Genomic DNA, 23,066 nt, shown 5'->3' on the forward strand with positions numbered 1-23,066 from the left:
AGTTGGCGAAGCCAATCTCGCTTCCTCTTAATCAAAAATCCTCCTTTACTACATCGCTTTAATAATTTATCATTTAATCAGTACATCAAAGAGGTGATGAGCGATGAAAATCAGGACGATTCTTTTCCTTCTTTCAATCCTCCTTGCCTTATCCTCAATGGCGCAACAGCTCAGCAATGGGGGTTTTGAGGAAATCCAAAATTCCTTTCCCACGGGATGGATTGGCTATATCGCCGGAAAGGGAAACGCCGAAGTCAAGCTGACAACAGAATCCCACTCCGGAAAATATGCCATACTCCTTAAAGCCAAGAAGGACTCCGTCGCCGGTCTTAATCGCACTTATCCAACGGGCAAGAAGGGAGAGGAAATGCCTCTCGGAGACCTCTTCCCACGCCTTAAGGGCGTCTTCACCTTCTGGTTCAAGGTCAAAAAGGCGGGAAAGGACAATGTGCGCTTTTATGTCATTCCTATGGGAAAGGATAACCTTGAAATCGGTCCCGCTCGCACTACTTTTATAATCCCTTCATCCTTCGCCGGCGATGGCAAATGGCACTTCGGCGCCATCGCCTACGACTACACTGGTATGAAGGATGTTCGTTCGGTTCAAGTTGCTCCTCGCATCAACGAAGGTGGAAACGATGATGGTGAGGTCATCATAGATGATATAAGTTATGTGGATTCAGTGGGACCTTTTATCGTTCCTCAGAGGATAGAGCTGCAGGGGAGTTCCTTCGTTTGTTCCTTCAAGAACGTTGGGGATAAGGAAGCGCGGGGGCTAAAAGCTCAGCTCAATCCACCAAGCGGAATCCAAGTTGATTCCTCCGAGAAAAACCTTGAATTGAAGCAAGGGGAGGAAAAGGAGATAGAGTGGAAGCTGTCCGGAGAAAGCAAGGGAAAGGTCGCTTTTCAACTGAGTTGGAATGCAAGTCCCCAAGTGGAGGATACCCTCTCCTATACCGTGGTTTATGAGCCCTCGTTGAAAATCAAGCAGTTCTCCACCGCCAGAGCAGTCCTCTTCAGAGACGATAGCTACGAGCTTCGTCTCCTCCTCTCAAATGAAGGCTTGGCAACGGCGAAGAAGCTCACGATTTCCCTTTCCCCCAATCCTTTCCTCAAAATAAAGGAGAAAGTGAAAGCACTTGAGAGCATACCTCCATCCTCCGAAAGCGAGATAGTTTGGGAATTGAAGCCCATGAGAGAGGGAATCCATAAGTTGAAGCTGCAGGTCAATTATGAGGGAGGGAAAGAGGAAAAGGAGGTTTTGTTGGTTGTGAGCAAGCATTTCCCATCTTATGTCCTTTGGGAAAGGGGCATAAAATTGATTGATAAAAATGGAGATTTGATACTCCAAAACGATAATCTCCGCCTAATCTTCCCCAAGAATCCCTTCGGCTACGGCGTTTTCGCCTTAGATGTAAAGGATACGAGGGCAGGTTATATGAGAATGGCTCTTTCTCCCTATCTCGCCAATCTCATTTATAGAAGAAGGAATGGGAAGGAAGCGGAGATTCAGCTTTACGCTCAGCGATACGAGAAAAAGGAATCAGGAGACGAAATCCAATTGATTTTCCCCGTTGCCTTCAAGGATGATGACGGCGTTAATTGGAAAATGAACATTCGCTTCACCGCCAAGAAAAACGATAAAAACATAGGAGTTGATTGGGACTTATCCGCGGAGGATAGCGTTCATCTCCTCGCCATTCATTGCCCTCGCTTCTATGTTGGGGAGGGAGAGTTCGGCTCGGATAAGGATTATGCCCTCTTCCCCGGGCTATTCTATATGCTGAAAGGGGAAAGTTCCATATCCACTGAATTCGCCGACCCACCCTTCAACGACCAGCACGCTCCTCATCCCTATAAGATAACCGTTCCCCTTATGACTTTGGTGAAGGACAAACATCTCGTGGGAATTATGTGGGACCCCTTGCAGAAATGGGATGGGGTGAATGTTTGTCCCTCCGCTCTCTTCGCCTCTCCCAATTGGCTTGAGGGGGAGGAAAACCATCTTTTCGGTCTTTTCCTTCCATCCATTCCCCGCTGGGTCAAAGAAAACGAGGAAAAAGCGAGCGAGCCCTATCTTCTCAATCCCCAGGTCAAGCTCTCCCTTCGTTGCTGGTTCATAGGAGGCTATCCTCTTGATATAACCGATTCGGTTGACTTCTATTTTGAGAAATTCGGCGTTCCTCCCTTGCCCTTAAAGGTTCGCAGTTATGAAGAGGAGCTTCAATTATGTGGCTGGAGCGATATACCGCCTCGCTATCAGCGACTTTTAGGTGAGGTCAATTCCCTTGCCCAGAGATGTGCAATTGATATGGCTACGCAGAGGGAGGATGGCAGTTGGGGATTCAAGATGGACCCCCGAAACACGGAGATGCTGAGGAGGTTCAATCCCAAGCGACCAAATTTAGGTGCTGAAGGCGACACGACTATCGGCACCTGCACATTCTTAAATGGCAGGGCAACAGCCCTACTTCGCTACACTCGCTTCACAAACAATCAACTCACTTGGGAGGCAGGTTTGAAGGCTCTCAACTACATAACCGACAATTTCACCCGTCCCGAGGGAGCGCAAACTTGGGAGATTCCCCTCCACGCCCCAGATATACTTGGTTCCGCTAATGGAGTTCACCTCTATCTTGAGGCTTATAAGATAACGGGAGATAAGGAATATCTAAAGAGAGCGGTCTTCTGGGCGAAGACTGGACTTCCCTTCGTCTATATGTGGAACGCTCCCGACCGCCCGACCATGATGCGTTATGCCACTATACCAATATTCGGGGTGAGCTTCTACAACGCCGCTCCCTGGTTCGGCACACCGGTTCAATGGTGCGGACTTGATTACGCCTATTCCCTTTTGAAATTGGCCGAATACGACGATAGCTATCCCTGGCGACATATCGCGGAGGGAATTACTCTTTGTGCTATGCAGATGCAGACGACGGAGGGAGAGCATAAGGGCGGTTATCCCGATTCCGTCAATCTTATGACCTATACCAAGAGCGACCCGGGGATGCTCAATCCGGCAGGGATTGCGAGGAATGTATATACGATTCGCAATCCCGGGGAAGACCCACAGGGAAATTCCTTCTTCTTTGTTGTCCAAGGCGATAAGAAGATTATGGTCAATTCCGAGGCTCCCTCAATCTCAGGCACTCTTCTATCTGACAATCTACTTCTATCCTTGAAGGCGCCTCGTTCGGTCCCAGGCAAACCCATCTCTACCTACACACTCATAGCGCCCGTTGAGCGTCCTTCCGCTGTTTTGAAAGAAGGGAGGGAATTATCAACGAATATGGAGGCGGATGAATGGTGGAGATATGAGGAGAGAAACGGCGGGCTTTTGGTAATTAAGATAAAACACGACAAGGGCACGATAAATTTGAAAATAAAGGGAATAAAAGCGAGGGAAAATAGGGCTCCCCTGTTAACAGCGAAGCCTGATTGGCAATTCAATGTAGATAACGATTCGGAAGGCTGGTCTGAGTCTCACGATCTCGCTCCCTTTGTTGTTTCGGAAGGCACTTTGAAGGGGAGGTCAACCGGCGGAGACCCCTATATGACATCTCCCTTCTTCCGGGTATCAGCTAAGGATTATCCCTTTGTCTCATTGAGGATTAAATTCTATCCCCTACCCGCTGGTGCGGTTCCTGATGCCCAGATATTCTGGGCAAGGGAAGACGAGACGGGGATGACGGAGAGCAAGAGTATGCATTTCCCCATCATCCCAGATGGGGAGTGGCATATCTACAATGTGAGGGTTGCGGATTCTCCCGAGTGGAAAGGGACAATTGTTCAGATAAGGTTAGACCCCGGAAGCGGAGGCGAGGGAATACAATTCGAGATAGACTGGATAAAGCTATCGCCTAAGGAAGAAGGCTGAGGCTGTCCAAAAACAGGGAAGAGCAATTTTTAAGAATGCGAGCCTCCTGTAGGGAGGTGTAGCAATCTCTCTTCTAAGAAAACTTTTTCAATATATTCCCGTAAGTAAATTTTTAGATTTACTTGACAAAGTAAATATTGGTGAATAATTTTTAAATAACTTTGTTTCCAAATCCTCGTTTAAGAACTTAAGGAGTAAGAGAAAAGTTTTTTAGCGAGGGTTGGGGATTGGGAAGGAGGCTATAGAGAATGCGTGTTTTTATGAGAACTTGTGCTTTGACTTTAGGGGTCTTGCTGTTCAGTTCGTTCTGTGCAAGTTCCCTCTATGGGGCGGCGAAGAAATCAACCCCAAAAGCCCAGGCGACGAAGAAAACCCAAGCGACTAACAAAACCCAGGCGACTAATACAACCCAAGCGACGAATAGCTCGCCGGGAAAGCGCCCCATCGCTTTAATGACTTCCGATGAGGATTTGGCTATCTCCCTTTTAGCGAGGACATTTGAGAGGATGGGCGAGAAGGACTTAGCTAAGCGACTCATAACAGATTACACGCAAACAAAAAGAGCGGTATTCAAAGACCTTGGCGATGTCAATGCGGAGAAGGGGAGAAACTGGAAAGGCGTAAATGTAATAACGCTTAATATAAGTATGGCAAACCAACTCCCGAGTCTGAAGAGATTATGGGATAAGGAGCCTTTTCGTATACCCTTGGGCCTTGTGGGTCGGGCGCTTATAGTCTTCACGAATACATACACATGAACCAGGATAATCCTAAATGGGAACCAAAATACGAAGACCCGGCTTGGCAAGCCACGGATAAAGCGATTACCAGATGGTATAACCACTTAGAGAAAGAATACGAAGACCTCAAAAACGAGCCCTCAAATCAAGAGAGGTTGGCGAAATTAAAGGAGTATCCCAGCTACACCAGCAAATAGCCGAGCAAAAAGTGCCTATGGAGGAAGGCATAGCGAGTAATGTAAAGGATAAAGCTTTATCGCCCAATCTCACTTGGGAATATCCCAATACTTGCACGAAAAGCAGCTCTGCTTGCACAGAAAATCAAAGAGGAAATAAAAATTTGGAGAACAAACTAAACCCTCAACAACAAACTACGCCAACCAAAAATGTTTGGAAATTGGTTCAGATAATGGTATATAGTGAGGTTCTGCCCGAGGGCTTTAGAGAATTGCAAATTCTACAAAGATAACTAACAAGCTATATGGAAAAAGGAGGGTAATAAATGGGAGATTAATGGACTTGTTATATGGTATCTCCCAAGCTACGGTAAGCGATGGGACCTGCACCTATAAGGAAATATTATCAACCGCTTCTCCTGATTCAAAGGGGTTCTATGATGATAAAAACATCGTTTTCCAAGTCACCGCGGATTTAAAATGGACACAGCTTCCCACTTATTTGAAGCCTGGCGAAGAGGCAAAGCTTAAATGCTCCTTCCAGGTGAAGGAGGAGAAGGCAAACCGAGAAGTGGCATTTCAATTTGAAGTGAGGACCTATTATTGGGAAAAGTTGATAACAAGTGTCGAATTTATTAATAACGCTGATTTTTACTATTTATATGACCCCCTAAAAGGGGGACCTTCAACCGGAAGTGTGGAAAAGGAAATCGTTTTCAAAGTCCCTCCACGAAAAAATCCCAATCCCGACTACGGCTTGCGAATTGACATCCTTCCAGGCGCCAATTTAGATTTGGGGAAACTGAAGATTATATATATTCACAAATTCGTTGAATAAAAAATTAAAAAAGTTTAAAAATGGTGTAGACAAAATAGCAAACTTGTTTTATAATTTAGTTGTTTATTAATTTATAGAGAAGTAGCGGTCCTGCGGTCTGGGGGTTCGTTACGGCTCTGGAGATGAGGAGGAAAGAAAAGATGAGAAAAGAGGCAAACGGAAATATTGCAAGCAGGACGAAAGAAAAACGAGGGAATAGTAAGTATGTCTATTTGCTCTTTTTCTTTCTCCCCCTCTTCTTCGTTGTCAACTGCTGGGGGCAGGCTGCTCCTATCCCTGCGCCAGCTTATGTCTATGATGGTCTAACCCCTCCCGATTTAGACTTCACCAATTCAACCACCAGCCTTTCAGCCAACTGGGCACCTATTACTGAATCTAAAGCAGATTACTATGTGGATGGTTACGAATGCGCCATCGGAACATCACCAGGTGCAACTGATGTAGTGGATTGGACAAATGTGGGAAATGTAACTTCCACCACTCTCTCTACACCAACATTAAATCACGGAACGACCTATTACTTCTCCGTTCGGGGTTGGCGGAGCGTGGATAAAGGGGAAGTCGCGACCTCGGACGGAATTACAGTGGATACTAAACCACCTTCATCACAAGTAGAGCAACTCCCTCAAATTACCGATTCGCTATCCTTTACAGTTACCTGGAGCGGCACGGATGACGGAGGGGTAATCATAGTCCCAACTGTAGAGGTGGTTAACAAAGCAGACGCGGCTGTGGCCCAAGTGGGCGGTCCCTCTGGCATCCTCAACTATGATGTTCAGTATAGGGATGGAGATACTGGGGCTTGGACTGACTGGCAGATGGAGACTACCGCTACATCGGCTACATTTACAGGAGAGAACGGTCATACATACTATTTCCGCTGTAGGGCAAGGGACAGCGCTGGCAATGTAGAGGATTGGCCTGTAGAGCCTTCCTATGATACCTTTACGACTATCCAGGTAGCAGGTCCTCCCGCTCCAGACTATGTCAATGACGGACTAACTCCTCTGGATATTGATTTCACCAACTCTACCGACCAGCTATCAGCGAATTGGGCATCCGTGAGCGAAGCGTATGGCTATGAGGTTGCAATAGGGACTTCTCCCACCACAACCGATATCCTCAACTGGACAGATGTGAGCGGTGTGACCTCTACCACAAGGACGGGCTTATCGCTCACCCACGGAACCACTTACTACTTCTTAGTAAGAGCTTACGATGCTAACCATATCGCAGGTGGTTCAACTTCCTCGGATGGCGTAACAGTTGATACACAACCGCCATCATCTCAAGTTAATCCTTTGCCATCAACTACCCCATCACTCTCCTTCACGGTTTCTTGGACGGGAACGGATTCACCAGCGGGCATCCTCAACTATGATGTTCAGTATAGGGACGGAGATACTGGGGCTTGGACTGACTGGCAGATGGAGACTACCGCTACATCGGCTACATTTACAGGAGAGAACGGTCATACATACTATTTCCGCTGTAGGGCAAGGGACAGCGCTGGCAATGTAGAGGATTGGCCTTCTACTCCCGACACTCAAACAGCTATCAACATCGGTGCTGTTTCCCTAACTGTTGTTGCCACTCCTTCTGCTCTTTCTTACAGCGCAGGAGAAAATAGCAAAAGCGTAACATTTGGGGTGACGGCGACCGGTCCACAGGGAGTAAATCTCACGACCCTGACTTATAGGCGTGAATACAGCGATGGGACATCGGAGGAGATACCGGAGGTAATTTCCCAGAGGATAGAAGCTGGGGCAAGGGTTGACATAACAAGAGACATCACTATTGATGATGCAACTCGCACGAGGGTTCTTGCCGGCAGAACAACCGGCACATTCAATCTCGTAGCTACATTCAGCGGAAACGATGATAGCGGGAACGCTGTAAGTGGTTCAGCAACAATAAGTGTTGAAGTTCGCTCGGGAGCGCCCGAAGTCTTTACGGTTAGCAACTTAAGAATACAATTCACCGCCAGAAGCCCCTTTGCAATTGGGCAAGAGGTTAGGGGAAAGATTTTGCTGGATGCTTCAGGAACGGTGCCTGGGGATGTGAGGGGAGTAATCTATCTTGATGGAAACAGATGGAGAAGCTTTGGCGTCAGAATAAGGGAGACAGGGGAGAACGAATTTGATAGCGACCCTCTTCCTACTGCTGAAAGCGATGTTGGGAGACACACGATAAGAGTTGAGATAGTTGACCCAACCGCTTTGAGCGCTGAGGCGAACTACGAAGTCAGTAGAGAGGCGGAGATTCCCGCTTTCAGCTTAAGCGAGCTAATCCTAATCGCTGATGCTGCTAAGCTATCTGATTTCCACTTCTCCTCGACCGAAAGGGAGGGTAACACAAATCGTTATACCCTCAATGGGACGGCGAAGCTTACAATCATCTCCCTGGATAACCAGCAAGTAGAAGATGTTAATATAGAGAATTTGAAGATAGCTTATAATGATAGTGACCCCAAGAATTCAGAGATTCGCTCGGGTAGGGTTATAAAAGAAGTTGACGAGACAGCGGAACCGTTGTTCAAGAAGTGGAAGGATTGTCTTGCGATAAGAAAGGTTGAATACAACTATCCTGAGGGAAGCCCGACGAGACCCGACTTCCTCTCCCTCAGTGGTATGCTACATATACCTTACCTGGACCAAGACCTCTACCAGATAAACGACCTTCATTTGAATAAGGACGGAATCGTGGGGAAGGATTTCCATACTAACCACGAGTGGAATGTATTCGGCTTTATTTTCTCAATAAAGGACATAGGAAGTGCTCCCTCAATCTCCGTGGGGAAGGATAGTTCTGGCTATTACATTTCCATTTCAGGCGACCTTTCGGTCAATATGCGGGGAGGTTCTCCTCACAAGATAGCCGATTACAGCAACTTCAAGTTTGCCTATAATAGAAGCACTGATGATTTCACCATCGCAGGCACATTCAATATAACCGACCCGTTCGGCTTCATACCGGGGAACAACTATCTTGAACTAAATCGTCTCCAATTTGCAAAGGAAACCGAGACCTGGTTCATCAAGGCTTCTTGCAGGTTCCATAAGGAAAATCTTCCGGACGGTGTGAAAGATTTGCTCCAAAAGATACCTGCATTGCCGGAGACTGTTGAATTCAAGTTCAGCAAGGGAGGGAACATAGTGGGGAAGATAGCATTGTTGAACGAGTTGGGGAGCAGTGGTCCAGGACACCATCTAAATTATGATTTCGCGAATTCAAGGACATCCTCCGTCGACCCCACCGAATACCGCATACCGAAAATAGACTATGTACTTGACCCTACCTATATCGGGATAAATCTCAAGTGGGAGAACGGAGAGTTCGTAAAGGACCAAAGCAGCATAGAGTTTGCGCTTGACCTTTATCTTTCTAAATTTAAGGACGATAGCGGAAACTGGGTTGAGGACGAGAATCGCAGGAGAGTGCAGGTGGGAGATGTAAATGCGAGTGGTGAGTTCACACCTGGCGTGAGGATATTAATGGACGGAGGGGTGGAATGGAATGCCCCAATGATTACAGTGGTTAGAGGATTGAGGTATTCCTTCTGCGATGATAAAATCCTCCTCAGGCTGAATGAGCTGGCTTTTCAGGTTTATCCGTTCGTAATAAGTATAAATGGCTCAATTGGGGTTGATTTCTCAATGATAGAGGGTGGGATAGACTTAGGGTTGAATATAGACTTGGATGGGAATGTTGATTGGAGGTTAGGAGGCGGTGGACGCTTTGATATCGTGAATGTCGTTCATATAGGCGTTGATAATTTGGATTTCTGGGGTGGTCCTGAGCCAAGAGAGATAACCCTCAATTTTGACACGACCACTGGCGAGGGAAGCGGAAGGAATTTCTCGCAGAGCGGAGACCAAACAATCCAGGTAAAAAGATACTTTAAGTTTGAAAATGCCACAATAGACCTCGGGAGAGAAGGAAGTTGGTTTCATGGGAGTGTAGAACAGTTCCTAATTTATACAACAACTGAGGGAAATACCAAGGTCTCCATAAGACACGCAGATGTTAGCATAGCTGGTATTTCGCTTCTAAGCGATTACGATTATCATAACCCTATGTTGAGGGTGGCGGGAAAGGCGACTATACCCAGCGGTCAGGAGATAATAATAGTTGGGAAACTGGGATGGGGAGCAGATATAGGAGATATGACATTTGGTCTATTCGGAGCTGTTGGAGGGTTAACGATTCAGATAGGCCCTGTAACCTTAACTGATGTAGGAGGCGGATTCTTCTACAACCCCGTTGCCGAGGATTTGGAAACAGTGAGACATATGTGTGGATTCAACAGACCCGAGATGGACGAGAGGATACAATCAAGGAGACCAGGAGGTGCGGATAATCCCGGTAAATTCGCCGTTCTTCTCTATGCAGGGGCGGTTATCGCCTCCGATGACTTGGTGAAGGGTAAAGCTCTCATATCCCTAACGGAGAACTACTTCAACCTGGATGCAGAGGTTGATGTCCTGCCAAGCGCGAACCTCGCTAAGGGGGTGGTTTATCTTGGGGTTGGCTGGAGCCCCTTCTACGCGGAGGGCTCAATTGACATAGAAGTTAACGCGGTGGATATCATAACAGGAAAAGGGCATCTTGACTTTTATGTATATAGTAGCGATGCTTGGGGTATAATGGGGAATGCCAATTTGAAGGTGATAAGAATAATAGATGTCACAGCTGAGCTTTTCGTTGGTAATCCCGGTTTTATGTTTGATGGGAAGGTGGGAGCAGGGATTGACCTTTATATCGTGAGTGGAGGATTTGAGCTTGAGACGATGTTCTGGTATAAGAGGTCGCCTCCCTCTTCCTGGGGCGCCTACGCTAAGGGAAAAGCTTGGGGCGATGTACTTGGCGGACTGATAGGTGCAAAGGTATCCCTTGAGGGAGCGCTTATCCATACCTCGCCAGCCTTCATCATCTACACTGTTGGAGGGTTGAAGATCGAAATATGCTGGGTAACAGTATTTGATGGCAGTGTTTGGTTAGCACTGAGCACCGAAGACGGATTAGATGGTGGAACGGGAAGGAACTCCCGCTATGACGAGCTGATAGATGAAGCGAGACATATGGCGGATGAGATGGAGGAGGAGAAGAACAGGGTAAAGCAGGAGATGGATGAAGCGAAGAGGGCTTTCGACCAATTATCGGCGGAGCAGAGAAGGATAGCGGGTAGCACAGTGATACAGCCGGATGTGGAAAAAGCCAGAATTGTTAACGAGGTCTACACTTCCGAAATGAGCTGGTGGGACTATTATTCAGGGGAGTCATCAGCAACCGCGACAATATCAACTATAAGAAGTATCTGGGAAAATGTGATTGATGGCACGGAGGCACAAAGTTTAGCCAATAGAAGAACTGAGTTATTGAATAGCCAAAACGAGATAGACCAGATGAATCAGCAGATGATTGAGAAATACAACGCAGTGGTTGAAAAGATAAACCAATATTCTGCTCTTCTTGAGGCGGAACTTCCAAGCATAAGGGAATTGGGGGAGATGGGAACTCCGTTCCTGGGTTACAACGAGCAAACTATAACGGCGAGCGATGGTTCAACCAGGACCATAAGGGTGGGCTTCAATATGGACTGGACTAAAGCTGACCAGCAGGCGAATGCTTTACAAGAGGTTAAGGAACAATCAGCCGCCTACGAGCAAAGGCTCCTCCAGTTGGTCGGTCAATTTGAGGAGAACATCCAGAGATTGGATGGTCTCCTCCACTGGGAGGACCCAGCTGTTGCACCTCTCGCCGGTGATTACTACCGGAGATTTCAAAAAATAAACCATCATTATAGAACTTACCTTAATTATCTAAAAGATAACTTTGAGAGTTGCTGGAGGAGACTTAATACCCTAAATAGCACTACCACGGAAGCCGCACTTTCTTCCTCTTTTTCCAACCTCGCCCAAAGAACAAATGTACTTCCCCTTGGCGATGCTTCCTTAAAACAATGGACCAACCAGCGCATAGATAATATAAATCGCCTGCTGGGTAAAACGAGAGGGGAGGAAGGGTCTTATAATCCAATTTTGTCGGATTCCGACCCTATAGAAAGATGGAGGGAAGTCTGGAGGGACTCGGGGTTGGAGCTTTGGTATAGGGTGCCTATGGCAGGGTTGGAAGATTTCGTTATGCGTTCCTACAACTCTAAATTGCTTGAGGCTGAGAACAGTTTCAAAAACATCATCAACACTTTCTGTCTTCCCTGGAAGAATTACACGGATTCCTTGGATAATATCTATAGAAGAAAGGCCAGGCTATACGAGATACTTTACGACCTTTATGACCAATTGGCTCTCTGCGATGGAGAATTTATCCGCATAACATCAATAGAGGGTACTTCACCCGACCTACCGGGAATGCAATTACGAAATTACCAGTCAATTGAAAGGCTAGAAGGAATTTTGAGAGAAGGACAGGGAATAAGACAAATAGAGGAAATGGGTGGGCCTGTTGTGGGACCGAGGCCGCTTCCCGCGGGTGGTTCGGTCTTAGTAAGCGAGAATGTAATGGGCTTTATGACGAAACGACTATATTTCACACTAAAGAAAGAGGAAGTAGCCTTGTATCTCGTCGTTCCAGAGATAGTTTCCTTTACTGGTGAAGCTATTACCAGCGATAGAGGATATGTAGACCTGAACCTATCCTGGAGTGCGAACCATCCTTACAGAGATAATAGATATCCTGAAAGGAGCGGAGTTGTTGAATATAGCTGGGCTATAAAATACCCAGCTTTTGACCCTGCTTTGACCTGGGTTTATGGCGTTCCTTCTCCACCGACAAGTCTTGCTCGGTATTCGGTGGGCAAAGCTACCTCTATATCACTGCCTTTGTTCTCGTGGGCACTATATACCCAAAGAGAGACCTATGAAGTTTACCTGCGGGCGAGAGGAGCCGGAGGCTACACGATAGAAAGAAGAGGAACAATTCTCATAGACTTACAACCCCAACACGCTGGTATGAGGAACAGTCTTAATACAAGCGACGGCACTCCACCAACTAAGCCGTATGTTGAAGTAAAGGGACCGTTCACGGCGAGCTCGGGAGAGATGTGGGGAAGATGGCGCTCTGCTGACCCAGAATCAGGGATACAAGAATATCAATACAAGATCGTTAGATTAGCAGGTAGAACAAGCTCTCTTCCCAATTCCACCTCTCGGGTTTATGCCGATAAATCTGAACCTCTGCCCCTCATAGTTGGAGAGACAGTTGGAGGTGTAAGAACCACTAATAGGGTTGCCGGTAGTAAGGCACATATAGAAGGGGAATCGGAATTTGGCGGTATCATTCAAACTTTCTTTGATGTAATCCCCTGGACATCGGCAATGGGGATGACTGAGATGAATATAAGGGGGTTGTCCTTAGAGCATAACACGAGCTACAAGCTTTTGGTGAGGGCGAAAAATGGGGCTGGATTGTGGAGCGAAGTGGGAGAATCAATGCCCGTTAAAGTCGACCTAACACCTCCTGACCCACCCTATAGCGCAACCATCAGAATTGAAAACCTCTTCGGATATCCCACAACATCCTCTTCAAATTCCACCTTAAGTCCAAGGGATAAGATAATGGCTTTGCCTGTGAGTGGAGGCGTGCAAATGGAGGGGAGTGGTATAAGCGGTTTAAGGAATTCTGTAATCCAGACAATCATCGAGGGAAGTGCCCTCCAGCTTCAAGGAACGACAGCTCCCCAAATTCTTCAACAGGCTGAGGAAAAGCCATTTGTGCTTCGCCTCAGCTGGGAATGGGATATCTATAATGATAGGGAATCGGGAATCTCAGGGCATCGCTATGCGATAGGAACAGCTCCCGATAATACGGAAATCCTCAACTGGACGGATTTGCCCATCCCCTCAACAACAGCAGAGACTTTGCCCCAGGTAGAAAGAACAACAACATCCATCTCAATAGTTGAATTTCCCGCCCGAAGCGGCGTGACTTATTACCTTAGGGTTAGGTCAATTAATGGCGCCGGTGTTGCTGGGGAGGAGAGGGTTGTAAGTGTAACCTGCCAATTGGACGATTCCACACCGCCTACTTCACCCGGTGTAGCAGTTCTAAGGGAACTTCCTCCATTAACTGTACATCCTTCAACAATTCCTGAGGAGACTCTCCGTCCGCTGAGAATAATATGGACACAAGCAAGAGATAGGGAATCGGGAATCGTTGAATACAAGTGTGCAGTGGGTAGAAGCGCCGGGGCGGATGATGTGGTTCCCTGGACCTCAGTGGGAAGACAGCATGAATTCATCCTTCCCGATTCACTTCCCTATGGAACATTGTTCTACTCCGTGAAAGCAATTAATGGAGCAGGATTGGAAACTGTTTCAACTGTTAGTCTCCCATATTCTCCAACAACTCAAATTCAACCCGTTGAGACCGGGACAATAATACAGGCACCTTCAGGAAGATAAGAAAGAGGTGATTTTGGGTATGAAAACTAAAATAGGAAAAATTCTCGTTCCACTTCTTTTCATCGTCAATATCTGGGCACAGGAAATCAAAGCTCCCCTCTTCTTTGCGCTTCCAGATAAAAATAAGGTTTATATTATCCTGGGGCAGACGCCGAGAACTTTTATGGGCTTCAATCTTTATAGAAAGGAAGGAACAGGCGAGTACCAGAAATTAAACGATGTCCCCATAACAGGAACATTAGACCCATTTTATATGAGGGATTTGCTCGGCGAGGAATATGAGTGGGTCGCCAACGCGCTAAGAGCTGATAGTGAAACGGAGTGCCTTTTCAAACTGCGCCAGCCGGAAAACGGCATCCCTCTCTCCCTCATCAGCAGAAAAGTGGCAACCGTTTTGGGGAGGATATATATTGACGATAAAGTTAAAGAGGGAGCTAAATATACCTATAAAGTCGCCCTCATAGACCTCAGCGAAAAGGAGTTCACCTCAGCTGAACAAACCATAATCGTCTCTCCTCATACGCCTCCCTCTCAACCTCCCAAGAACTTAAAGGCTGAAGCTAAGGATGGGGAGGTTTTCCTCACTTGGGAGTATCCACCCTATAAGGGGGGAAATGACATAGTTGTGGGTTTCAATATTTACTCCAAAGGGGAAAAGGACAACAAGTTCTACAAGATAACCCCCGTTCCCCTTCTCCGCTGGGAGGGAACTTTGTCCTATAGGGATTTGGATGTAGATAACGGCTACACTTATGAGTATTACATCACGAGTGTTGATATGATAGGGGCGGAAAGCGTCCCCTCCAATACCGTTTCTGCTAAGCCCGTTGATAAGACCCCTCCAGCGATACCAAGTGGATTGGAGACAGCTGGCGACGAAGGGAAGATCAACATTAAATGGAGCTTAAATTTTGAATTGGATATAGCTGGATATAATATATTCAAGGCTACTTCAATTAACGGCGATTACACTAAATTGAATAAAGAGCTGATTGACCCCGATTCCCCCTTCTATACCGATGAGGATGTTGAATCGGGAAAGCTTTATTTTTATAGGGTATCCGCTGTTGATAAGGCAGGAAATGAAAGCAAAAGAAGCAACGCGATATCCGGGACGGCGCGGGATACAACTCCTCCCCAACCTCCCAAAAATCTTCAAGCAGAGGTGAAGGAGCATAAAGTCCTCCTCAAATGGGAGGCGCCACCAGATAAGGACCTGAAGGGTTATTATGTTTATAGAGGGGCAACGGAAAAGGACATCTTGAGCATAACCCCCAATCCCCTCCCAAAGGAAACTCTTGAATATCTTGACGAGGGATTTAGAAAGGAAGGATTGGTGCCCGGTGAATCCTATATATTGGGGGTTTCCGCTATTGACAACTCCTATAACGAGAGCAAACCCTCCCTCATAAAAGTTGAGATTCCCGACGATGAACCACCCTCGCTCCCCGTTTCCTTCTCCGCTCGTACAACTGAGGATGGGAAGGTCAGGGTAAGTTGGCAAACGAGCCTGTCAAGGGATGTAAAGGGATATCGGATATACAGAGCGGAGGAGGGGAAGGAGCCAGTGATGATAGGGGAAGTTGGTAAGGATGTATTTGTGTTTATTGATGATAAGGCGGAAAAGGGAAAGAAATATCTCTATCAAATGAGCGCATTTGATTTAAGGGGAAACGAGAGCGAGAAAACCAAACCGATAGAGGTAATCCCCTCGGATGTAGAGAGACCGCCAACGCCCCAAAACATAAAAGTAGTTCTCACTGATAGAGGTGTGGTGATTATTTGGGAAGCAGTAAAAGCGGATGACCTGTTAGGCTACAATGTCTATCGGGCGGATTATCCCAGTGGTGTCTTTAAGAAGCTTAACCAGCAGCCGATAAAAGATTTATCTTTCCTGGATGGGGAAGGAAAAGCTACTCATTATTATAAAGTGACCGCAATAGATACATCCCAGAACGAGAGCATTCCTCCCCAGCCGATAAAACCTAAAAAGGAGGGAAAATGAGGCTAACATTTCTCTTTGTCCTTCTTTTTGTCAGCTCGCTCGCATTTTGCGCTGCGAAAGCGGAGGTATTATATATGGAGCCAGCTCCGCCTGCCCCGCCAGCTCCCCCCAAGAAAGCCCCTGAATGGAAGATAAACCAAATTGGTGAGGCAAGCATAGCCTATCAAACCGTTAAGGACTCAAGAGGGGAAAGCAAAGACAGTGTAATAGGGAAAGTTGTATATAGCGTTAATGGACAGAAGGAGCAGGAAAAGATGAGCGGCGCTCTTCAATTCAATAGGCAGTTTATGACGACTGGAGACATAAAGAATATCATCCTGAAGGGAGAATGGAAGGGGAAGAATAGTGAATTCAGCTTGTCCCACAACCTCTCGGATACGGGAAATATAGTTGCGAGGATATATAATCTCGCTCAGTTAAGGGACACGAAGCTAAATTTTATGAGGAGAGAGGGTGAATATTCATTTATTGTCAATCTTTCCCAAACAACTAACGAAAATAGGAGCGCTGGAACATTACAGCAGAGAACGGAAGCAAAGGAAAGGAAGCTATCAATAATTAAAAAGGGGGAGAAAAGCGAGACAAGGCTCGTATGGAGCAATGTAGAGAACACCCTTCCCGTCACGGGAGCTCATTCCTCTGTGAAAAACCTTTCCCTCAAGATAACACAGAATCTCAAAAGCAATGTTCAGCTCTTCTTGGGATTGGAGAGCAGAGATTCTGATTCGCGAGGTGGAAGGGCTCAACCCCTGGTTTCCTCCTCCAATAAGAAATATAGCGCCGGTCTCACAATCCCAATGGGAGAGAAATGGAAGCTGAAATTAAGCTATGATTCTCTGAAGAACAGCTACACATCCGCTGGGAGAAGCGTTAGCACGAGCACAAATATATTAGATTACACAATCTCCTACCAACTTTTACCCCCTCTCGCTTGGGAGACATCCTATAACATTTATAAGACGAGTGGACAGAGCGAGACGAGAAGAATTTACAGCAGGCTTAGCTTAACGGGGGCTCCTCGCGGTTATTTCAGGTTAGGAGCCGCAAATCTTCTCTATCAGCTATTAAGCGTCAAGGACAGGACGGGAAGGACTGTCTCGGAAAATGACCAGTTTCAATTAAATGTGCCAATTAATTTAGGCACAAAAATCAACATAATGGGGATATTTACCGTGGGTAAGCAGGATAGCGCTGGTCCAGTGGGCAGGACAACGGATATAAAAAATTATAATATCACTTGGAATTATCGCGCCTCTGCTAACTCCCGCTACTATCTTCAATACAACACAAATGAGACATCAACCCGAGGATTGCCCTCAAATTCCGTGGATAACTATAGGGGAGGTGTGGAATGGACGGCAAAAGCTAACGGCAAGGATATGCCCCTCTCGCTTAAGAGGACATCATCTACCTCCAGTTATGGAACACAAGGAGCTGATGTTACGGAGACCGCTTTAACAATCAGCTTTCCCTCTTCTTCCCCCCGAACGAGGATTAAATATACATTCGCTTTAACGAGCGCTGAGACAAGGCAAGTGGGAAGGACTTTGAGCAGAGATGCCAAAAAGCATTCCCTTAACCTATCGCTTGCTAATAAAAAAGGGGATACTCGTTTGGAGAGCTTTATATCTTACATTGATACCGATGAGGACCTCTTCAACATATCCTTCGCCCTCGTCCAGCAAAAAGGAAAGGATTATAAGGTTTCCCTCAGGCTATTCAAGAACAGGGAATGCTTCTATCCCGCAACTCCCTACGATACCTCCAATATCTTCCTTGAAATCCTTTACGGCTTTTAGCTTCAGATTATGAAAACATCAGCTTTCCGCTTCTATCCTTTTCTAATATTATCACTTTTAATCCCTTTTACGCTTCTCGGAGCGGGAGGGAAAACTTCCCCATCCGCTGAGGATTATATCCGCAAAGGCGAATATGAAAAGGCAATATCTATTTTAGAAGATGCTCTCAAAAAATCTCCTTCAGATGTAAAGCTGAAGCAAGCACTTTTCCTCTGCTACTTTCAGGTTGGGGTGAAGAAATATGAGGGAAGCGAGTTCGCCTCAGCAGGAGAATACTTCGCAAAAGCCCTGAAACTTGACCCATCTTCTTTACAAGCAAGGCAAAACTTGGCTCTATCTCTCTTCAAGCTGGGAAACCTTGAGGAAGCCAAGAGGGTGGTGGAGGAGGGATTGAAAACGGCAAAACCGGATAGGAATCTCCTCCTCATCCTTGCCCAGATTTATCAGAAGGAAGGAAACGAAGAGAAGGTCATAGCGACTTTGGAGGAAATCCACAAGAATTATCCAAAGGATAAAGAAACGGGTCTGATTCTCGCTAGGCTTTACTATTCTCAGCTTAAATTAGATAAGGCGAGACAAGTTTATCTGAAGCTTGCTGAACATTATCCCAAGGATTTAGACATTCTATCAAGCATAGCGAAGACATATGAGGATGAAGGAAGGTGGAGGGAGGCAATAGCTGAATACGAAAAAATTCTCCAAATTGACCCCAAGAATATTTTCATATATCGCAGAATGGGACGAATCTACGAAAAGGAAGGAAAATTAGAGGAGGCGATAGCCTTATATAATAGGGCTGTGGAATCGCTGAAGAACATCCCTCAATTTTATCTCTGGTTGGGAGAGCTTTTGGAAAAGAAAGGCGATGAGGATTCCGCCTTAAAAAACTTTAAAAAAGCGAGAGATTTATCAATAGAACATCCACTTCCTTACTTCAAGTTAGCTATGGCGGAAAAAGACAGCCGGGAAAGAGAGACGCTTTTGAAACAGGCGGTAAATAAAGGAGTAAGGGCATTGGAGGAAGCGGAAAAATCTCTTCTCGTTCGGATTGGAGAGGAGACGAGCTTGGAGAGCTTAAGGGGTTCACTTGAATTAGCAGAGGAGATAGAGAATATAGAGAAGACCCTACGTTTATCTTTAGATGTGTATCTTTTCCCAGAGGGTGAGAAAAGCAGTGAGAGAGCGGAGAGGGAACTGCAGAACTTGCTAAAGAGGTATCCCCGAAGCAGGATACTACTTGAATATACGGGTTTGATTTTGGAGAGCAAGGGAGAATGGGGTAAGGCTTTGGAGGTTTGGAGGAAGATTCTCCAGAGGAACCCAAGAGTGGAGAGGGCTCATTTGGGTATGGGGAAGGCTTTGGAAGCAATGGGGAAATGGGAAGAAGCAGGACGAGCTTATAAATTGGCAGTAGAGCTCAAAGAGGATGACGAGGAAGCTTTTGAAGGAATGGTAAGGATGTATGAAAAAACTGGGAAAATCGGTGTCCTTGTGGAGGAATGGGAGAGGAAAGCTAAATTCCCCTCTTATAGATATAATCTCCTTTTCTTGAATAGATTTGAAAAGCTTTTGCTGAAAGTGGGGAGGGAAAAGGAAGCGGAGGAAGTGAGGAGGAAAATAGAAGAGGTAAAGAAGATGAAGGAGGAAGGGAAGTTATAGAAAGCCTGATTTTCATTGCGAGTCTTCTTCAGAGCAGGAAGGTGTTGCAATCTCTTATAGAAAGAAACCAGAAATACGAGATTGCTTCGCTACTGCTCGCAATGACAGAGAGGTCCAGGTCCCCAAACAAATGACTGTCATTGCTGGCATGGGTAAAGGTTTTTGAAAAGTAGGGTGGATTTAAAATAACGAAAAACAAAATGTCTCATATAAAAATCTATTTCCAAAGGCGCGAGTCCGACAAAGGAGGACCTGACAATTTCATGCCTTCTCTATTATTAAATACGAGGTTGCTACGCCTTCTGCTTCGCAGAAGGCTCGCAATGAAAGTGGGGTTCTTACCCCGCTACGGAAGGAATTGTCGCTAAAACCTGTACCCATAGATGCGAGCCTCCCGTGAGGGAGGCGTGGCAATCTCATAAAGACCTTGCGAAAAGATTGCTTCGCTGATGCTCGCGGCTATGAGTGTTCAATTGTTATTTATTCCCTTTATGGAAGATAAGAAGCTCCCATCCACGAGTACGGTTATCAAGAGATTAATCTATATTCACAAACCTATTTTTATTCTGTAAAATTAATATCGTTAAAAATCCTTGAGGAGGCGATGTAAAGTGAGATTTCTTCTATCTGGTCTTCTGTTGGGCAGCTTCCTCGTCCCTTCCTGCGCGAAGCAAAACGTCCTTTTCCCCTTTGTTCTACCCTGGGATGATTCCTCCCCCAGCTTCACCAACATCAGCGATTGGCACCACAAACCAGCTGGCAAATATGGGCATATCAAGGTAAAAGCCGATGGGCACCTATATGCGGGAAACGAGAGGATGCGCTTCTTCGGGGTCAATCTCTGCTTCGGCGGCGCTTTTCCCCAAAAAGAAGATGCGGAGAAAATCGCTGCCAGAATGGCTAAATTTGGGATAAACATCGTCCGCTTCCATCACATGGACAGCAGAACCTTCCCTGATGGCATCCGCGCCCGAGGTAGAGCCGATACTCGTGGCTTAGACCCTGAATCCCTTGACCGCCTTGATTACCTCATCTATCAGCTCAAGAAGAACGGAATATATGTAAACCTCAATCTTCTCGTCTCCCGCCCCTTCAACTCCGCCGATGGGCTTCCAAAGGAAATTGAGACGCTAGATTGGAAGCTTCGCCATAGCGTTGGCTTCTTCTATGAACCACTTCTCAATCTCCAAAAGGAATATGCTAGGGAGCTTTTAACCCATAGGAATCCCTACACCCAAACAACCTATGCTGAGGAGCCCTGCGTGGCATTCGTAGAGATACAGAACGAGAACGGCTTAATTCATACTTGGCTGGGAGGTGGAATTGATAGGCTTCCCGCTGTTTTCCTTCAGGACCTCCAGCGCCAATGGAACGATTATCTGAAGAAGAAATACAGGACAACCGCTAGCTTGAAGAAAGCTTGGAAGGTCAAGGAGGAGCCTTTGGGAAAGGAAATTCTTAAGAACAGCAATTTCTCCCAAGGGCTGGAGAATTGGGTCTTGGAACAACACGGAGGAACAAGAGCGATTCCAGAGATTACAAATGAAGTTCCTCCTTCCTTTTCCGGCAAGTCCCTCAGCATAAAAGTTGAGAAGGGAAGCGATGTCCGATGGTATGTGCAGTTTCATCAGCCCAATCTAAAAGTTGAGGCTAATAGACCGTATACGGTGAGCTTTTGGGCTAAAGCGGATAGAAAAAGAGAGATAACCCTCGTCGTTTCCCAAGCTCACGAACCTTGGGAGAATCTCGGATTCTCCGTTTCCTTGGGTCTTGATGAAAATTGGAAGCAGTTCACCTTCACATTCCAATTGAGGCAGGGAGACGAAAATGCCCGTCTTTGCTTCACGAGTTTATCTCAGGAGGGTGCCACTTTCTGGCTCGCCGGCATCTCCCTCCGTCCAGGAGGCGTTGTTGGTTTGAGGGAAAACGAGAAGATAGAGGATGGAAGCGTTCCCATTTTCCTCCGCTCCCGATTCGGTGAAAGGACACCTGAGGCGCAAAACGACTGGCTTAACTTCCTTTGGGAGAAAGAGGATAACTATTGGCAGACTATGTATAAATACCTCAAAAACGAACTCGGCGTCAAAGCCATAATCATCGGGACGATAGTTGGCTGCAGTACTCCCAACATGATGGCGAGATTGGATTGCGTTGATACGCACAGCTATTGGCAACATCCCATTTTCCCTTCCAGACCATGGGACCCTGAGGATTGGCTCGTCCCCAACCGCACGATGGTGAATGAAAGGGGTGGAACGCTTCCCGGCTTGGCTTTGAAACGAGTTTTGGGGAAGCCCCATAGCGTAACCGAATATAACCATCCAGCCCCCAATACCTATTCAAGCGAGAGTTTCCTTCTACTTTCCGCCTATGCTGGTCTACAGGATTGGGACGCCATCTACGCCTTCTCCTATTGCCATAGGAGGGATGATTGGGATAGAAGGATGATACCCAATTTCTTTGACATAGACCAGCATCCCACGAAGATGGTAACCCTGATCCCCAGCGTTGCTATGTTTGTGCGCGGCGATGTGAAGCCGGCTAATAAACTCGTCGTTGTCGAGATAGATAAGAAAAAGGAAATAGAGGTATTGAAGAGAAGCTGGGCTTGGGCTTTGGTAGATGCGGGATTCGTGGGCGTGCCAAGGGAGGCTATGCTTCTCCATAGAGTGGCGATAGCCACGGGTGGGAAGAAGATTCCCGCTGGAGCGCTTTCCCCCGATAAACTTAAGATAGAGGGCAATCGCTTTGTTTCCGATACGGGAGAGCTCGTTTGGGATTTGAGCGAGGCTAATAGGGGTTTGGTGACGGTTAATACTCCAAGGAGCAAGGCGGTGATAGGATATGCAGGTGGGAAGAGGATAGAGCTTGGCAATGTCGTTATTGAATCCCGAGAGAGCCTGCAAAACGGTTGGTGCGCGATAACGATTACTGCGATGAAAGGGGAAATCGGTGGGAAAGGGACGGCGGATTTGCTCATAACTGCGACGGGCTATGCGGAGAACACGGATATGGGGTGGAAGAATCCCGAGAAATCAAGCTGTGGGAGGAATTGGGGCAAGCCGCCCTCACTTGTAGAGGGGATACCTGCAAGGATAACCCTTCCCTATCCAGCGCAGAGGGTGGAGGCTTGGGCTTTGGATGAGAGGGGGAATAGGAAGGAGAGGATTGAGGTTGGGAAAGACGAAAGGGGAAATGCGGTAATAGAGATAGGGGAGCGCTGGCAGACATTGTGGTATGAGGTAGCGGTGAAATAGTTTTTCTATTTCTAAGTGTGGGGGCTCCCCTGGGGAGCCCCCACACTCTTTTGAGATTACTTTGTCGCTTCGCCCCTCGCAATCTCGTATTTAATCATGGCCAAGGCATGAAATTGTCAGGTCCTCCTCTTTGTCGGACTCGCGTCTTTGGAAATAGATTTTTATATGAGACATTTTGTTTTTCGTTATTTTAAATCCACCCTTACTTTTCAAAAACCTTTGTCCATGCCAGCAATGACAGAAAGGGCGAGGTCGCTAGGAACGACGCGACCTCGCCCTTTTGTGGGAA

9 protein-coding genes are annotated in these 23,066 nt (G+C 46.6%); all 9 read left to right on the forward strand.

Annotated elements, in window-relative coordinates; all coding sequences use genetic code 11:
• Positions 1–103: 103 nt before the first annotated feature.
• Positions 104–3,880, forward strand: a complete 3,777-nt coding sequence (locus H5T88_01555; protein ID MBC7329024.1) for a hypothetical protein — start codon at positions 104–106, stop codon at positions 3,878–3,880.
• Positions 3,881–4,128: 248 nt separating this feature from the next.
• A complete protein-coding gene (locus H5T88_01560) occupies positions 4,129–4,638 on the forward strand; it encodes a hypothetical protein (protein ID MBC7329025.1) in 510 nt (169 codons plus the stop codon).
• Positions 4,635–4,817, forward strand: coding sequence for a hypothetical protein (locus H5T88_01565; protein ID MBC7329026.1), 183 nt, complete (start codon positions 4,635–4,637; stop codon positions 4,815–4,817). The genes H5T88_01560 and H5T88_01565 overlap by 4 nt, the downstream gene beginning before the upstream one ends.
• A 316-nt stretch (positions 4,818–5,133) precedes the next feature.
• The gene (locus H5T88_01570) at positions 5,134–5,634 is read left to right on the forward strand and encodes a hypothetical protein (protein ID MBC7329027.1); all 501 of its coding nucleotides are present in this window, start codon (positions 5,134–5,136) and stop codon (positions 5,632–5,634) included.
• A 140-nt stretch (positions 5,635–5,774) separates the two neighbouring features.
• The gene (locus tag H5T88_01575; GenBank protein ID MBC7329028.1) at positions 5,775–14,057 is read left to right on the forward strand and encodes a fibronectin type III domain-containing protein; all 8,283 of its coding nucleotides are present in this window, start codon (positions 5,775–5,777) and stop codon (positions 14,055–14,057) included.
• Positions 14,058–14,076: 19 nt separating this feature from the next.
• Positions 14,077–16,062 carry a hypothetical protein gene (locus H5T88_01580; GenBank protein MBC7329029.1) on the forward strand — a complete coding sequence of 662 codons (1,986 nt, stop codon included), beginning with the start codon at positions 14,077–14,079 and terminating at the stop codon, positions 16,060–16,062.
• Positions 16,059–17,861: a hypothetical protein gene (locus tag H5T88_01585; protein MBC7329030.1), complete on the forward strand. Its 1,803-nt coding sequence runs from the start codon at positions 16,059–16,061 to the stop codon at positions 17,859–17,861. Before H5T88_01580 ends, H5T88_01585 begins: the two co-directional genes overlap by 4 nt.
• A gap of 9 nt (positions 17,862–17,870) precedes the next feature.
• Positions 17,871–19,520, forward strand: coding sequence for a tetratricopeptide repeat protein (locus tag H5T88_01590; GenBank protein ID MBC7329031.1), 1,650 nt, complete (start codon positions 17,871–17,873; stop codon positions 19,518–19,520).
• Between the two features lie 611 nt (positions 19,521–20,131).
• On the forward strand, positions 20,132–22,777 hold the full coding sequence (locus H5T88_01595) for a carbohydrate binding domain-containing protein (GenBank protein ID MBC7329032.1): 2,646 nt from the start codon (positions 20,132–20,134) through the stop codon (positions 22,775–22,777).
• The last annotated feature ends 289 nt before the right edge of the window (positions 22,778–23,066 follow it).

It is taken from the genome of bacterium (genome assembly GCA_014360495.1).
GTDB lineage: Bacteria > Armatimonadota > JACIXR01 > JACIXR01 > JACIXR01 > JACIXR01.